The sequence below is a fragment of the Streptomyces sp. LHD-70 genome, from assembly GCF_031157275.1.
Classification (GTDB): Bacteria; Actinomycetota; Actinomycetes; order Streptomycetales; family Streptomycetaceae; genus Streptomyces.
The window spans coordinates 313293-328657 of the sequence record NZ_JAVIFW010000003.1; the positions used below are offsets into that span (position 1 = coordinate 313293).

At 73.2% G+C, this 15365-nt stretch carries 12 protein-coding genes; 9 read left to right on the forward strand and 3 right to left on the reverse strand.

Annotated elements, in window-relative coordinates:
• Nucleotides 1-95 precede the first annotated feature (95 nt).
• The 6 genes from ureA (at nt 96) to RCO28_RS09510 (ending at nt 8654) form a co-directional block, all read left to right on the forward strand.
• Nucleotides 96-704 (forward strand): urease subunit gamma, encoded by a 609-nt coding sequence (gene ureA, locus RCO28_RS09485; RefSeq protein WP_308940553.1) that lies wholly within the window; start codon nt 96-98, stop codon nt 702-704.
• Nucleotides 701-2386 (forward strand): urease subunit alpha, encoded by a 1686-nt coding sequence (locus tag RCO28_RS09490; RefSeq protein ID WP_308940554.1) that lies wholly within the window; start codon nt 701-703, stop codon nt 2384-2386. Before ureA ends, RCO28_RS09490 begins: the two co-directional genes overlap by 4 nt.
• Before the next feature lie 25 nt (nt 2387-2411).
• The gene (locus tag RCO28_RS09495) at nt 2412-4067 is read left to right on the forward strand and encodes an amidohydrolase (protein WP_308940555.1); all 1656 of its coding nucleotides are present in this window, start codon (nt 2412-2414) and stop codon (nt 4065-4067) included.
• Nucleotides 4068-4175: 108 nt separating this feature from the next.
• Complete coding sequence (locus RCO28_RS09500) at nt 4176-5510, forward strand: MFS transporter (RefSeq protein WP_308940556.1); 1335 nt, start codon at nt 4176-4178, stop codon at nt 5508-5510.
• Nucleotides 5507-7231, forward strand: coding sequence for a thiamine pyrophosphate-dependent enzyme (locus tag RCO28_RS09505; protein WP_308940557.1), 1725 nt, complete (start codon nt 5507-5509; stop codon nt 7229-7231). Before RCO28_RS09500 ends, RCO28_RS09505 begins: the two co-directional genes overlap by 4 nt.
• Nucleotides 7224-8654: an aminobutyraldehyde dehydrogenase gene (locus RCO28_RS09510; protein WP_308940558.1), complete on the forward strand. Its 1431-nt coding sequence runs from the start codon at nt 7224-7226 to the stop codon at nt 8652-8654. The genes RCO28_RS09505 and RCO28_RS09510 overlap by 8 nt, the downstream gene beginning before the upstream one ends.
• A gap of 354 nt (nt 8655-9008) precedes the next feature.
• On the opposite strand, the gene RCO28_RS09515 is transcribed toward RCO28_RS09510, so the two are convergent.
• Nucleotides 9009-9731 (reverse strand): leucine-rich repeat domain-containing protein, encoded by a 723-nt coding sequence (locus tag RCO28_RS09515; protein WP_308940559.1) that lies wholly within the window; start codon nt 9729-9731, stop codon nt 9009-9011.
• A 45-nt stretch (nt 9732-9776) separates the two neighbouring features.
• Between RCO28_RS09515 and RCO28_RS09520 the strand changes: the two genes are divergently transcribed.
• From RCO28_RS09520 to RCO28_RS09530, 3 genes are all read left to right on the forward strand, one after another.
• Nucleotides 9777-10409, forward strand: a complete 633-nt coding sequence (locus tag RCO28_RS09520; RefSeq protein ID WP_308940560.1) for a CGNR zinc finger domain-containing protein — start codon at nt 9777-9779, stop codon at nt 10407-10409.
• A 231-nt stretch (nt 10410-10640) separates the two neighbouring features.
• Nucleotides 10641-11054 (forward strand): ACT domain-containing protein, encoded by a 414-nt coding sequence (locus RCO28_RS09525; RefSeq protein WP_308940561.1) that lies wholly within the window; start codon nt 10641-10643, stop codon nt 11052-11054.
• A 170-nt stretch (nt 11055-11224) separates the two neighbouring features.
• A complete protein-coding gene (locus tag RCO28_RS09530) occupies nt 11225-11725 on the forward strand; it encodes a hypothetical protein (protein ID WP_308940562.1) in 501 nt (166 codons plus the stop codon).
• A gap of 83 nt (nt 11726-11808) precedes the next feature.
• Here RCO28_RS09530 and RCO28_RS09535 read toward each other — a convergent pair whose 3' ends face one another.
• The gene (locus RCO28_RS09535) at nt 11809-13788 is read right to left on the reverse strand and encodes an N-acetylmuramoyl-L-alanine amidase (RefSeq protein WP_374991127.1); all 1980 of its coding nucleotides are present in this window, start codon (nt 13786-13788) and stop codon (nt 11809-11811) included.
• A 285-nt stretch (nt 13789-14073) separates the two neighbouring features.
• Nucleotides 14074-15309 (reverse strand): ROK family transcriptional regulator, encoded by a 1236-nt coding sequence (locus RCO28_RS09540; RefSeq protein ID WP_308940564.1) that lies wholly within the window; start codon nt 15307-15309, stop codon nt 14074-14076.
• Nucleotides 15310-15365: the final 56 nt, after the last annotated feature.

Genomic DNA, 15365 nt, shown 5'->3' on the forward strand with positions numbered 1-15365 from the left:
ATGTTTCCACCTTGGATTTGTGCCTGCCGCCCCCGAAGCTGAGGCGGTCCCGAGGCCGACCGCCCGGGTCCCACCGATCAGGAGGGCCACTCGACGTGCATCTGACCCCTCGCGAGCAGGAGCGGCTGCAGATGTTCACCGTGGCCGAACTCGCGCGCCGCCGCCGTGCCCGAGGCCGCCTCCTCAACGCCCCCGAGGCCATCGCGCTGATCTGCGACGAGATCCTCGAGGCCGCCTGGGACGGGCTGAGCCTCGACGAGGTGATCGAGGTGGCCCGCCGGGTGCTGACCACGGACGACGTGCGGGACGGCGTCGCCGCCATCGTCTCGACCGTGCAGGTCGAGGCGCTGTTCCCGAGCGGCACCTCGCTGGTCGCCGTCGACCACCCGATCAAGGCGGGCGGCCCGGCCGCGCAGAGTGGTGCCGAGCCGCCCGGTGCCGTACGGACCGGCGAGACCCCGGTGGAGATCAACGTGGGCCGCCCGCGCACCACCCTCACCGTGCGCAACACCGGCGACACGGTCGTCTACCTCTCCTCGCACTACCCGCTGCACGAGGTCAACCGGGCCCTCGACCTCGACCGGGAGGCCGCCCGGGGCCTGCGCCTCGACATCGCCGCCGGGACCGCCCTCGCCTTCGAGCCCGGCGAAGAACGCGAAGTCGTCCTCGTCCCGGCCAGCCGCAAGACTCAGGAGCGCGCATGACCAGCGTCGACCGCCGTACGTACCAAGCGCTGTACGGGCCCACCACCGGAGACCGGATCCGGCTCGGCGACACCTGTCTGTGGGTGGAGGTCGAGGCCGACGACGGCACCCCGGGCGACGAACTCCTCGGCGGCTGCGGCAAGACCGTCCGGGACGGGCTGCTCGCCTCGCCGCGCTCCGACCGAGAGTCCGCCCTCGACATGGTCGTCGCCGGGGTGGTCCTGATGGACCCGGTGCTCGGTGTGCGCAAGACCGACATCGGGATCAAGGACGGGCGGATCGTCGCCGTCGGCGGCGTCGGCAACCCCGACGTCATGGACGTGGACTACGCCATCGACTCGCACACCTCGGTCGTGCCGGGGGAGGGCCTCATCGCCACCCCCGGTGTGGTCGACAGCCATGTGCACCTGTCCTCGCCGGAGGTCGCCCCGGCCGCGCTGTCCGCCGGGGTCACCACGCTCGTCGGCATGGGGCTCGGGGGCGTGTGGGAGATCGGCTGCAACCCGGCCCACAATCTGCACACCCTGATGAGCGCCTGGCAGGGCACGCCCCTCAACATCGCGTTCCTGGCCCGGGGTTCGTCGAGTTCGAGGGCGCTGCTCGACGAGATCACCCTCGCCGGGGCCGGCGGCTTCAAGATCCACGAGGACTTCGGCGCGACCCCGCGGATCATCGACACCTGCCTCGACACCGCCGAGCAGGCCGACCTGCCGGTGGCCCTGCACACCGACTCCATGAACGAGTCCGGGTACTTGAGGGACACCGTGGGCGCCACGCGTGGCCGGACCGTGCACGCGTACCACGTGGAGGGCGGCGGCGGACACCCCGACCTCCTGGAGATCCTCTCCGAGCCGAACATCCTGCCCTCGTCGACGACACCCACCGTGCCGTACACCCCGAACACGGTCGGCGAGCTGTTCCCGATGACGATGACCGTGCACCGGCAGAACCACCACTCCGCGAGCGATGTGGCGATCTCCAAGGGGCGCATCCGCGAGCACGCCATCGCCGCCGAGAACGCCCTGCACGACCTCGGCGCGATCTCCATCGTCAACTCCGACTCGATGGGCATGGGCCGGATCGCCGAGACCGTACGCAGGACCTGGCAGCTCGCCCACGTGCAGGCGCGCGCGAACGGTGGCGGGGGAGCGGAACGGCCCGAGAACGCACGGGCGTTGCGCTACCTCGCCAAGATCACCCTCAATCCGGCGCTCGCGCACGGCCTCGCCCACGAGGTCGGCACCGTGCAGGCGGGGCGGATGGCGGACCTCGTCCTGTGGGACCCCAAGTGGTTCGGCAGCAAGCCCGAGTTGGTCATCAAGGCCGGGTTCGTGGCGTGGGGCAACACGGGCTCGGGCTCCGGCTCGACCCGGCTCACCCAGCCGCGCGTCTACCGCCCCTACTTCGGGGCCCTCGGCGCGGCGCCCGCACGGCTCGCCAAGGTCTTCGTCGCCGAGGCCGCCCTCACCGACCGGGCCGCGCGGGCCGCGCTGCCGTCCGGTCTCACGTACGCGCCGATCCGCGACAGCCGCGGCCTCACCCGGGCCGACATGCTGCACAACACAGCGACGCCCCGCGTGGTCGTGCCGCGCGAGCCCGCGCCCGTCCTGGTCGACGGCGTCGAGACCGGCACCGCGCCCGCCACGGAACTGCCGCTCGCCCAGCTGCACCACTTCGCCTGAGCCCCTATCCGGAGGCGCCCCGCCCATGCGACTCGACCTGCTCGTCCGCAACGCCCACATCCGCACCCTCGACCCGGACCACCCCACGGCCCACACCCTCGGCGTACTGAACGGCCGCGTAGTGGGCCTGGACGACGACGTGGCCGCCCTGCCCGCGCGGCGCGTCCTCGACGCGGGCGGCGCCACCGTGCTGCCCGGCTTCAACGACGCGCACTGCCACACCGCCTGGTTCGGCCTCAACCTCACCCAGCTCGACGTCTCCGGCTGCCGCACGGTCGAGGAGGTCTACGCCGCGGTCGCCACCCATGCCGAGCAACTCGCCGCGGATGCCTGGGTGTTGGGCGCCGGGCTCGACCACAACAACCTCGGCGGCCACTACCCGCACCGTGACGCCCTCGACCGCGCGGCGGCCGGCCGTCCGGTGTGGATCAAGCACACCTCCGGGCACGCCTGCGTGGTCAACACCCCCGTGCTGCGCACGGCCGGAGCCCTGGAGGACGGATTCCCCGACCCGGACGGCGGTCTCGTCGCCCGCGATCCGGACGGCCGCCCGAACGGACTGCTCGAAGAGACCGCCCAACGGCTCGTGCAGGACCAGGTGTTGCCGTACCCGGCGGAGGCCGTCGCCGACGCCGTGGACGCGGCGACCCGGCACTATCTGACCGAGGGCGTCACGAGCTTCACCGAGGCGGGGATCGGCGGCGGCTGGATCGGGCACACCCCGGTCGAGCTCGGCGCCTACCAACTCGCCCTGGAAACCGGCAGGTTGCACACCCGAGCCCAGCTCATGGCCGCCTCCGACGTCCTGCACCCGCTCACCGCGCACGCCGACGACGCGATCACGCTCGGCCTCGACCTCGGGATGCGCACCGGCTTCGGCGACGAACGGCTCTCGCTCGGCCCGGTCAAGATCTTCCTCGACGGTTCACTGCTCGGGCGTACGGCGGCGGTCACCGAGCCCTTCTGCGGCTGCCCGCACAACGAGCAGCGGCCCACCGGCTACTTCCAGGGCGACGCCGACGCCATGACCGACCTCGTCGTGGGCGCCCACCGCTCCGGCTGGACCGTCGCCGCCCACGCCATCGGCGACCGCGCCGTCGACCTGGCGCTCGACGCGTTCGCCCGCGCCCACAAGGAGCGGCCCCGCCCCGGCGTGCACCACCGGATCGAGCACGCCGGCATCGTCCGCCCCGACCAGCTGGCCCGCTTCGCCGAACTCGGCGTCGTGCCCGTACCGCAGCACAACTTCCTGCACACCTTCGGCGACGCCATGGCCGCGGCGCTCGGCCCCGAACGCACCGCCTGGTCGTACCGGATGCGCTCCTTCCTGAACCTCGGACTGCCCGTCCCCGGCAGCTCCGACCGGCCCGTCGCCCCCGGCGCGCCGCTCCCCGCCATCCAGTCGATGGTGACGCGGCTGACGGAGACGGGCGTCCCGTACGGCCCGGACGAGAGCATCCCCGTGCTCGCCGCGCTGCGCGCCTGGACCGACGGCTCCGCCCGCGCCACCGGCTTCGGCGGCCGCAAGGGACGGCTCGTCCCCGGGCAGCTCGCCGACCTCACCGTCCTGGACGGCGACCCCGTCCGCACCGACCCCGGCCGCATCGGCGATATCGGGGTCCTCGCCACCGTCGTGGGCGGCGATCCCGCCCACGACCCGCACGGCCTCACCCGCGCCTGAACCGCAAACGGCCGCACCCGCACCCGCATCCCCACCCGCATCCGACCCGCACGCTCCGGTCCCCCGTCCCCTCGGCCCGCCCGCGGCCGCACCTCCCCAGGAGTACGCGTGAGCACGCCCACCAAGCCAGAACTCAAGGACATCAGAAGACTGCTGACAGCGGCCTTCAGCGGCACCGCCCTGGAGTGGTACGACTACTTCCTCTACGGCACCGCCGCCGCGCTCGTCTTCAACAAGCTGTTCTTCCCCGAACTGGACCCGGCGGTCGGCACGATCGCCGCGTTCGTCACCTTCGCCGTCGGCTTCGTCGCCCGGCCCATCGGCGCCGCGATCTTCGGCCACATCGGCGACCGCTACGGCCGCAAGGTCTCCCTGATCATCACCGTCGTGATGATGGGCGCCACCACCGGCTGCATCGGCCTGCTGCCCACGTACGACACCATCGGCATCTGGGCGCCCGTCCTGCTCTCCGCCTTGCGCTTCCTCCAGGGCGTGTCCGTCGGCGGCGAGTGGTCGGGGGCGATGCTGCTCACCCTGGAGCACACCCCGAAGGAGAAGCACGGCAGCTACTCCGCCGTCCCCCAACTCGGCTCGCCCGTCGGCACGTTGCTCTCCTCCGGTGCCTTCGCGCTCGTCGGGATGCTGCCGGACGACGCGTTCTACTCCTGGGGCTGGCGCGTGCCGTTCCTCGTCGCCTTCCCGCTGCTCGGCTTCGCGCTCTGGCTGCGCGTCCACATCGAGGAGTCCCCGGTCTTCCGCGAGATGCTGGCCGACGCCGAACAGAACGGCCCCAAGCCCGCCCCGCTCGTCCAGGCCTTCCGCCGCACCTGGGGCCGCATGATCATCGGCATCGGCGCCGCGTTCCTCGGCGTCGGCGGCTTCTTCCTGATGAGCACGTTCATCATCTCGTACGGCACCGACCAACTCGGCATCGACAAGCAGACCATGCTCAACGCCACGGTCATCGGCGCCGTCGTCGAGATCGTCGTCCTCGTCCTCGCCGGACGACTCGCCGACCGGATCGGCGCCTGGCGGGTCTGCGCCCTCGGCGGCCTCGTCACGATGGCCGTCGCCTTCCCCGCCTTCTGGCTCGTCGACACCGGGCAGACCGGCCTGGTCTACCTCGGCGTCTCGCTCGGCATCGGCGCCCTGTCCATCCCGTACGCGCCGATCGGCGCCGTCGTCTCCGGCATGTTCCCGGAGGAGTTCCGCTACAGCGCCGTCGCCATGTCGTACAACCTCGCGGGCGTCGTCTCCGGCTTCGTGCCGCTCATGGCCGCCGCCCTCACCGGTGCCGCCGGCGGCGCCTCCTGGGGCGCCGCGCTCCTGCTCATCGCCATCGCCGCCTGCACCGTCGCGGGCTCCCTCGCCGCAGGCCGGGTCCTGCGCCGGCGCGGCGCCGCCCTCTCCACCCCGTCCGAGAACGTCGAGGTCCCCGCATGAACCCGCCCCACCCTGTCCGCACCGGCGGACAGGTCCTGATCGACCAGCTCGTCGCGCTCGGCGTCGACACCGCCTACGGCGTGCCCGGCGAGAGCTACCTCGCCGCGCTCGACGCCCTGCACGACGCCCCCGTACGCATGGTGGTGTGCCGCCACGAAGGCGGCGCCGCCTACATGGCGGAGGCGCACGGCAAGCTCACCGGCCGCCCCGGGGTCTGCTTCACCACCCGGGGCCCCGGCGCCACCAACGCCCTGGTCGCCCTGCACACCGCCCACCAGGACGCCACCCCGCTCGTCCTGTTCATCGGCCTCGTCCCGCGCGGCCACACCGACCGGCACTCCTTCCAGGAGCTCGACCTGCGCGCCACGTTCGGCGCCAGCGCCAAGCTCGTCGAGACGATCGACGACGCCACGCGCATCCCCGAGTACGTCGCCCGCGCCTTCGCCGTGGCGGAGGGCGGGCGGCCGGGCCCGGTCGTCGTCGGCCTGCCCGAGGACATGCTCACCGACGTCGTCCGCGTCCCCGACCTGCAGCCCGCCGCCCCCGCCGAAGGGGCCGTCTCGGAGGCCGAACTCACCCTCCTCGACGAGCTGTTGAGCACCGCCGAACGCCCCCTCGTGCTGCTCGGCGGCAGCCGCTGGACCGACGCGGCCCGCGCCGACGTACGGGCCTGGGCCGAAGCCTGGCGGCTGCCCGTCGCCACCGACTTCCGCTGCCAGGACCTCATCGGCCACGACTCCCCGTCGTACGTCGGCGCCCTCGGCTACGGCCGCGCCGACCACCTCGCCGAGCGGCTGCGCACCGCCGACCTGGTCATCGCGCTCGGCGCCGCCCCCGGCGACGTCCCCACGGACGCCTTCACACTGCTGCCCACCACCGGCGGCGGACCCCGCCTGGTCACAGCGCTGCCCGAACCGCTGCCCCCGGGCGTGCTCTACGCGCCCGACCTGCCCCTGCTCGCCGCCCCCGCCGCCGTAGGCCGCGCCCTGCGCGGACACCGCCCCGACTCCACCCCGCCCTGGGCCGTCCGCACCAAGGAGGACCGGGACGCCCATCTCGCCTTCCGCGCCCCGCTGCACGACGCCGACCCGCTGGACCTCGGCGCCGTCTTCGCCACCCTCGACGCCCGGCTCCCGTCGGACCGGGTCGTCACCTTCGGCGCGGGCAACCACGCCATCTGGGCGCAGCGCTTCCTCGCCCTCGACGAGGGTGCACGCCAACTCGCCCCGCGCAACGGCTCGATGGGCTACGGCGTCCCGGCCGCGGTCGCCGCCGCGCTCGCGCACCCCGACCGGACCGTGGTCTCGGTCGCCGGTGACGGCTGCTTCCTCATGAACGGCCAGGAACTCGCCACCGCCGTCGCCGAGGGCGCAGCCCCGCTCGTCCTCGTCCTCGACAACAGCCAGTACGGCACGATCCGCCAGCACCAGGAGCAGACCTACCCCGGCCGGGTCAGCGGCACCGCGCTCGGCAACCCGGACTTCGCCGCGTACGCCCGTGCCTTCGGCGCCCACGGTGAAACGGTCACCGCCACCGAGGAGTTCGGGCCCGCCCTGGAACGGGCCCTGGCCTGCGGCCGGGCCGCGCTGATCGAGCTGAAGGTGACCGAGGGCAGGCTCGCGCCCGGCGTCACCGTCGCGGGCCTGCGCCGGGAACACACGCACGTCACCGTCGCGGGCCTGCGCCAGGAACACACGCACAAGGAGACCGCCGATGTCTGACCTCACTCTGCACAACATCGTCGACGGCGCCCCGGTCAAGGCCGCCGACCGGATGGAGCTGACGGACCCGTCGACGGAAGCGGTGTACGGCACGTCGCCCCGTTCCTCCGCGGCCGAGGTGGACGCCGCCGTCGCCGCCGCCCGGCGCGCCCTCCCGGCCTGGCGCCGCAGCACCCCGGCCCGCCGCCAGGAGGCACTGCTCAAGCTGGCCGACCTCGTCGTGGCGCACGCCGACCGGCTCCTCGACGCCGAGGTGCGCAGCACGGGCAAGCCGCGCGAGGCGACCCGTACGCTCGAAATCCTGCGCGGGGCCGACCAGTTGAGGTTCTTCGCCGGGGCGGCCCGAGTCCTCGAAGGCGTCGCGGCCGGGGAGTACGCGGAGGGCCACACGTCGTACGTACGACGCGAGCCCGTCGGCGTCGTCGCCCAGGTCACGCCGTGGAACTACCCGTTCATGATGGCCGTGTGGAAGCTCGGCCCCGCGCTCGCCGCCGGCAACACGGTCGTGCTCAAGCCGTCCGACACCACGCCCTGGTCGACCGTGCTCCTCGGTGAACTCGCCCAGCAGGCGTTCCCGGCGGGCGTCGTCAACATCGTCTGCGGCGACCGCGACACGGGCCGCGCCCTCGTCGCCCACCCGGACGTCGACATGGTCGCCATCACCGGCAGCACCCGCGCCGGCTCCGAGGTAATGGCCGAGGCGGCGCACGACGTGAAGAACGTCCACCTCGAACTCGGCGGCAAGGCCCCCGCGATCGTCTTCGCGGACGCCGACCCGGTGCGCACGGCCCGCGCCCTCGCCCCGGCGGCCTTCTTCAACGCGGGCCAGGACTGCACGGCCCTGACCCGCGTACTCGTCCAACGCCCCGTCCACGACGCCCTGTTGAGGGAACTCGTGGAGAGCGCACGGGCCACGCGAGTCGGCGGGCCGGACGAACCCGACGCGTTCTGCGGGCCGTTGAACAGCGCCGCCCACGCGGAACGGGTGGCCGCGGTCGTCGCGGACCTGCCCGCCCACGCCCGCGTCGAGACCGGCGGCCGCCGCCTCGACCGCCCCGGCTGGTTCTTCCCGCCCACGGTCGTCTCCGGCGTACGGCAGGAGGACGACGTGGTGCAGCGGGAGATCTTCGGGCCCGTGGTCACGGTCCAGCCCTTCGACACGGAGGCCGAGGCGATCGAGCTCGCCAACGGGGTGGACTTCGGCCTCGCGTCCAGCGTGTGGACGACCGACCTCGCCCGCGCGATGCGGGTCAGCGCGGAGCTGGACTTCGGCTGTGTGTGGCTGGGCTGCCACCAGGTCATCCCCGCCGAGATGCCGCACGGCGGCTACAAACAGTCCGGCATCGGCCGCGACCTGAGCCGCTACGGCCTCGACGACTACACCCGCGTCAAACACGTCATGGCCGCACACGGCGCGGTCTAGAGCTCGGCTCCCTGATCTTTGCGGATCAGCCCGCTGCCTCTCTGGTGCAGTGCATCGGCTTGCGCCCGGATTGCCCTCGTACTGGACGTTCTTGGGTGATTTCGGTGTGCGGCGAGGTGCCGTGCCTGGGGGCACCTCCCGGCCGAAGGCTGGGGGAGTCGCGGCCCCGCAGAGATCGGGAGACTGCCCTAGCGCCCCTGGGCGACCCGCTTGGCGCCGAGCAGTACCCGCTACGGCTCCCGCCCCGCGAACTCGGCCAGTGACCACACAACGGGCCGCCCCACCTCCGCACGCAGATGCAGTACGGCGTCGTCCCGGCCCACACCCCCACGTGGCGCCGTACGGGTCGCGCGCTCACCACAACACCACACACCCCCGTGCGGAGAGCCGCGCCTCCGCCTCGGCCGGAACCTCCACCGGGTTCCACCGCAGATCCAGCTTCTCCAGTACGGGCAACTCCTCGACCCAGTCCGGCAGTTCACGCACCGCGTTCCCGCGCAGATCGATGCGCCGCAGCAGCGGAAGCCCCCGCAGCGGCTCCGGCACGGCCGTGAACCGGTTCTCCCGCAACTCGATCTCCCGCAGCCCGCGCAGCTGTCGTACGGAGCCGGGCAACGTCGTCAGCCGGTTGCCGCGCAGCCACAGCTCACGTACAGCGGCAAGGTCACCGACGGACTCGGGAAGTGCGACGAGGCGGGCGTCCTGTGCGCGCAGCTCCACCAATTCCCGCATCCCGCCCAGGGCTTCGGGTAGCCGGCCGAGCGGGTTCTCGCCGACGTTCAGGTAGCGCAGCCGAACCAGTCGGCCCAACTCCTCGGGCAGCGCGGCGAGTTGGTTGTCGTGCAGATACAGGAAGCCGGACAGCCCCCGCAGCTCACCGATCGCCTCCGGCAACGCGACCAGCCGGTTGTGCCCGAGGTCCAGGGTCCGCAGCCGGGTCAGCTCCGCAAGGCGCGGGGAGACGGACGTGAGGAGGTTGTCCGCGAGGATCAGCTCCTCCGCGTCCACGCGCGCCCACACGGACTCCGGTACGCGCGTGAGCCCCGCCTTCCAGTGATCGATCCGCTTCCGGGCCATCCCCGTACCCCCTCGCCGCCGGACGCCGAAGCTAGCATCGAGCCCATGCCCGCACACCGGCTCGTCCTCGACCTCGCGCTCACCGTCCGCCACGACGGCAAGGGCGGAGTCGCCGACGATCTGGACGGGGCCGACGGGCTGGCCCGCTGGGTCGCCGCGCACAGCGATGAGCTCGCCGAGGCCGGGGCGCCGCTCGACCCGTTCGCCGCCGACGCGGACGCCCTCGCCGCCGTACGCGCACTCCGCCAGGCCGTACGCGCACTGTTCGCCCGGGCCGTCCGCCCCGGGCCGCCCAGCCCCGCCGACGCGCAGCGGCTGCTCCCCGACGCCGAGGCCCTCGACCGGCTCGCCGCAGCCGCCGCCCGCGTCCCCGTCGCGCCCCGCCTGACCTGGCCGGAGTCCGCCGCACCCGAGATCACGTACGCGCCGACCGCCCCGGCACCGCCCGCCGACCTGCTCGTGGCCGCGCTCGCCCGCACCGCCACCGTCTTCCTCGCGAGCGACGACCGCACCCGGCTGCGGGCCTGCCACGCCCCGCGCTGCGTGCGCTATTTCCTCAAGGAGCACCCGCGCCAGGAGTGGTGCAAACCCTCCTGCGGCAACCGCGCCCGCGTCGCCCGCCACCACGACCGCCACCGCACCGAGAACGCCCAGGGGACCTCTTCCCGGACGGCCTGAGCCGAAGGAAACGACCTAGGCCGTGTCCGTAAAGTCCCGCCTGCCCGGCGACGCCTGGCACGCTCCCCCAGCCTCCGGCCGGGGGGACCCCCACTCGCCGCACCGGACAAAGGCCCAAGTAGCTCCGCTACGAGAACCTTCGCCCGGCACGCCGAGAGCACGCACCAGACGCCGCCGGGCCGCCCTCCGGGCGGACGACGGGACTTTACGGACACGACCTAGCCTGACCCCATGCCCCGGAACCACAAGCCCGAACGCGACCTCACCCGCCTCCTCACCGGCCTGCGCCCCCACCTGGACCCGCATCGGTACGTGTACGCCACCGTCACCGGAGCGACCCCGCCCGGCCTGGACCCGGTCGTCACGGTCCGCGAGGACGAGGGCCGCACCCTCGTCGTACGGCAGGAAGAGGCGGACCGGGCCGGGCTGCCGTACGCGTACGTCGCCGGGTGGGTCACGCTCCGCGTGCACTCCGCGCTCGACGCCGTCGGCCTGACCGCCGCCGTCGCCGGTCTGCTCGCCGACGCGGGCCTCAGCTGCAACGTCGTCGCGGGCTTCCACCACGACCATCTGTTCGTGCCGTACGAGCGGGCCGAGGAGGCCGTGGACCTGCTCAAGCGGCTGGCCGCGGACGCGGGGGCTTGAGGAGAGCCAACCCGTGAACTCGCTCGGGTCCGGCCGGTGTTGTGTCCCGAACAGTCGGGCGGCCCGTCGCCCACAGGGGTTCTGACCGGCCCGCATGCGCTCCGTGACGGGCATCGGGCCGGTCGGGGCCCGGCGTCCGGCCGTGTCGAAAGCCACGTACCATGGACGGCATGTCCTTCCTCCGCCGCCGAAGCGCCCCCACCCCCGCCGGCCCGGACTTCGACGTCCTGGCCATGGACCCGGGGGACTGGCCCGGCAACCTCGGCGCGGGCCTCCTGCCCGCCCCCGACGGCAGCTGCCAGGGCGTGTTCCTGCGGTACGACCTGTTCGGCGGCCGCGGACCCGCCATGGTCATCGGCAACCTCCCGGAGGGCTCCCCGGCCCGCGAGATCGGCGAGAAGGACGTTCCGTTCGAGGTGGCGCAGCTGCTGCTCGCCCTGGAGAACGACGAGGACATCGAGGTCGTCGAGACCGAGGACGTGCCCGTCATGCAGGGCGACAACCTGCTGATCGTGCGCCGCCTCAAGCTCTCCGAGAGCCGGATCTCCTGCGTCCAGTTCGACCGCAGCGACAACGTCCTGGTGACCATCGCCGCCTGGGACCGCCCGATCACGGACGATCTGTACGCGCTCCTGAAGCCGCTGCCCGCGGAGCTCTTCCAACAGGGCTGACCGCCCACCCGCCGACACACATACGCCGGGCCCGGACCTGCCCCCACGCAGATCCGGGCCCGGCGAGTTTCTCCTAGGCCCTCCTACGAACCCGAGGGCACGACCCGCACGTCCGCGGCCCGTACGAACGCGATCCGGTGACCGAACTGGATCTCGTAGTACGTGTCCTTGCCGCGCACCACCTGGTGGTCGGACGTGTCGAACGTCGCCGCGTAGTAGTACTCGCCCGGGACCTTCCCGCCCGTCGCGTACTTCTGGCCCTTGAGCACCTTGTACGGCAGCGGCGACACCGGCTGCGGCTTGATGTCCGACGGGTAGGCCGAGCTCTCCGGGTACGGGCGCCCGTACACCGGGATCTCCTCGGCTCCCGCCTTCGGGGTGATCGTCGGGCCCGCCGCGTCGACCGCGGTCGGCTGCTTCTTCGGGTTCTTGAACCAGGCCTTCTGCCCGAGGAACCAGACCGCCGTCCAGTCGCCCTCGCGGTCCGCGACCGCGTACTGCTGGCCCGTCGACAGGCGCGAGCCGAGGTCGTTCACGCCGGTCGTCGAGTCACCGCCGCCGGGGCGCAGGCCGATGTCCTTGACCAGCGGGGCGTCGTCGCGCGGCTCGGTGTGCACCCGGACCGCGCTGGAACCGTGTGCCGGGCACGTGTCGCCGGGCTCCTCGCAGCTGGTGAACTCCGGCTTGTGCGCGTCGTATTGGGGCGCCACGGTCACCAGGCCGCCGTCCGGTCCCGCCGTCCGCTTGAACGGCTTGCCCATCAGCGTGAAGTAGTGCTGCCAGTCCCAGTACGGGCCCGGGTCCGTGTGCATGCCCGGGATCGTCGAGGTCGTGGTGCCCGGCACGGTGTCGTGGCCGAGGATGTGCTGTCGGTCGAGCGGGATGTCGTACCGCTTCGCGAGGTACTTCACCAGGCGGGCCGAGCTGCGGTACATCGCCTCCGTGTACCAGGCGTCCGGCTGGGTGAGGAAGCCCTCGTGCTCCAGGCCGATCGACTGCGCGTTGACCGCCCAGTTGCCCGCGTGCCAGCCGACGTCCTTCAGCTTCAGGTGCTGCGCGATGTGGCCGTCCGTGGAGCGCAGCGTGTACTGCCAGGACACGTACTCGGGGTCCTGCACCAGCTTCAGGGTGGTGTCCCAGGTGCCCTCGGTGTCGTGCACCACGATGTACCGGATCTTCTGGTCCTTCGGCCGGTCGGCCTTGTCGTGGTTGCCGTAGTCCTCGTCGCCGAACTCCTCGTACGGTGCCGGGATCCACTCGCAGGAGATCGTCTCCGGGCAGTCCGTCGCGGCTGCCGAGGCGCGGCGCAGGCCCAGCTTCTCCATCCGCGTGGCGTCCGGCTCCAGGCCCCTGGTGGCGGCCAGCCGGACGCGCTGGCCCGCGTCGGTGGTGCGGGTCTGGCCGTCGCGGATCACCGCGAACACCTCGTTGGCGTACGGGGCCGCGGAGGCCTGGTCGTCGGCGCCGGAGAACTTCGCGACGGCCGCGTACCAGTCCGCCGGGTCCGCGCTGTCGGTGTCCGCCCCGGCCTCGCGCTGCGCGGCGGCGAGCAGGGCGGCGCCGCCGCGGACGTTCGCCGCCGGGTCGGTGCGCAGCTCGTCGGCGTCGATACCGGTCAGCTCGGCGGCCTTCGGCAGGGTCCGGAGGCGTTCGGGCAGCTCGGACGCGTCGGGCAGCTTCGCCTCGGGCACCCGGGCCGGGCGGCGGGTGTCGCCGCGGGCGTCCTCCTCACCGTGGCTGTGGTGCGGGGCCTCCTCGATCGCGGTACGCGCGTCCGTCAGATGCATCGGGCCGTAGCCGCCGCTGACGCTGGGGGCGCCGGCGTGCCCGTCCCAGCGGGACTGCAGATAGGAGACGCCGAGGAGCACGCTCTGCGGCACCCGGTACTCGGCGGCCGCCGCGGCGAACGCGCTCTGCAGCCGCGCGGACGAGGCCACCGGGGAGCTCTCTGACGGCGCCGCCGCCAGCAGGGGCAGCAGCAGGGCGGCCGATGCCACGGCGCCCGAGGTCCTCGTCAGACGTCGGCGCACGGTCACATCTCTGGCAGGGGCTGACCTTCGCAATGCTGCCTCCCGGGGCGATGGTTCGCGATGGGGCGTGCGGGGCCGAACGTGGGTGTCAGTGGTACCGGCTCTCCGACGATCCGTCAATCATGCCTACGGCACCGGGATTTCCCATGTCAGGACGGTTCCCGGCGGGTTTCCTCCGCGCACGTCGGCCCGCCTGCGCCCCGTCAGTGGCCTGGACCATTGAACGCCCGCTGAGCAGGCCCGACACGGACCGCTGAGCAGGCCCGACACGGACCGCTGAGCAGGCCCGACACGGACCGCTGACCACACCGGGCCGGTTCAGCGCGCGGCGCCCGCCAGGGCCCGGTCCACCTGTTCGGGGGAGAGCGCGTGCTCGATGGCGAGGATGCCCGCGCCGACGGCCGCGGCGTTCTCTCCCGTACGGCTCGGCTCGATGCGCAGGACGTGCGTGGCCAGCGGGTGCGAACGGCGGTACACGGCTTCCCGTACGCCCGCGAGGAGTTGGTCGTGGACCGCGGCGAGGGCGCCGCCGAGAACCACCGCGTCAGGGTTGAAGAAGTTCACCAGACCGGCGAGCACCTCGCCGACCGCGCGCCCCGCCTCGCGCACCATCCGCACCGCGTCCCGGTTCCCGGACTGCACCAGGCGTACGACATCGCTGCCCGAGGACGCGTCCAGGCCGAGGTCGGCGAGGCGCCGGGCGAGGGCCGCGCCGCCCGCGACCGCCTCCAGGCAGCCCGAGTTGCCGCAGCGGCACGGGTCGTCGAGTTCGCCGACGCGGATGTGCCCGATGTCCCCGGCGCTGCCCTGCGCCCCGCGGTGCAGCCGCCCGTCGGCGACGATGCCGCAGCCGATGCCCGTACCGACCTTCAGGTAGAGCAGGTAGCGGGTGTCGGGGAAGGCGCGGCGCTGCTCGGCCAGGGCCATCACGTTCACGTCGTTGTCGACGAGGGCGCGGGCGCCGTAGCGGGACGCGAAGAACTCCGGGATCGGGTACTGGTGCCAGCCCGGCATGATCGGCGGGTCCACCGGGCGGCCGGTGGAGAACTCGACCGGACCCGGCACCCCGACGCCGATCGACCGCAGCCCGTGCCGCTCGCGGCCCGCCTCCGCGAGCAGGCCGTCCAGGGTCCGCTCGACATGGCCGAGCACCGCCTGCGGGCCGTCCGCGATGGACAGCGGGTCCTCGCGCAGGGCCAGCATCTCGCCGCCGATGTCGAGCAGCGCCACCCGGCAGTGCGAGGCCCCCAGGTCGACGCCCGCGACCGCGTGCTCGCGCGTACGCAGCCGGAGGCGGCGGGGCGGGCGGCCGCCGGTGGAGCCGCCGTCGGCGTTGTCCTCGTCGAGGAAGCCGTGCGCGACCAGGGCGTCCACGCGCTGCGAGACCGTCGAGCGGGCCAGCCCTGTCAGCCGGGCTATGTCGGCGCGGGTCGCCGCCGCCCCCGAGCTGATCAGCGAAAGCACCTCGCCCGGTGAGTACGCGGAGGACAGCGGGGAGTGGGCGGGAGGGGCGGCCGGGGCCGGCGCGGAGGCGTACTCCGGGGCTGGGGACATGCCAGTCACCCTAGGGACGACTTCGGCCACTCACAAGGCGTGCAATGTTCGGCGAT

Bases quoted from the DNA above. Each gene is read 5' to 3' on its own strand.
- RCO28_RS09490 (WP_308940554.1), top strand. From the start codon at position 701: ATGACCAGCGTCGACCGCCGTACGTACCAAGCGCTGTACGGGCCCACC.
- RCO28_RS09495 (WP_308940555.1), top strand. From the start codon at position 2,412: ATGCGACTCGACCTGCTCGTCCGCAACGCCCACATCCGCACCCTCGAC.
- RCO28_RS09505 (WP_308940557.1), top strand. From the start codon at position 5,507: ATGAACCCGCCCCACCCTGTCCGCACCGGCGGACAGGTCCTGATCGAC.
- RCO28_RS09510 (WP_308940558.1), top strand. From the start codon at position 7,224: ATGTCTGACCTCACTCTGCACAACATCGTCGACGGCGCCCCGGTCAAG.
- RCO28_RS09515 (WP_308940559.1), bottom strand. From the start codon at position 9,731: ATGGCCCGGAAGCGGATCGATCACTGGAAGGCGGGGCTCACGCGCGTA.
- RCO28_RS09520 (WP_308940560.1), top strand. From the start codon at position 9,777: ATGCCCGCACACCGGCTCGTCCTCGACCTCGCGCTCACCGTCCGCCAC.
- RCO28_RS09525 (WP_308940561.1), top strand. From the start codon at position 10,641: ATGCCCCGGAACCACAAGCCCGAACGCGACCTCACCCGCCTCCTCACC.
- RCO28_RS09530 (WP_308940562.1), top strand. From the start codon at position 11,225: ATGTCCTTCCTCCGCCGCCGAAGCGCCCCCACCCCCGCCGGCCCGGAC.
- RCO28_RS09540 (WP_308940564.1), bottom strand. From the start codon at position 15,309: ATGTCCCCAGCCCCGGAGTACGCCTCCGCGCCGGCCCCGGCCGCCCCT.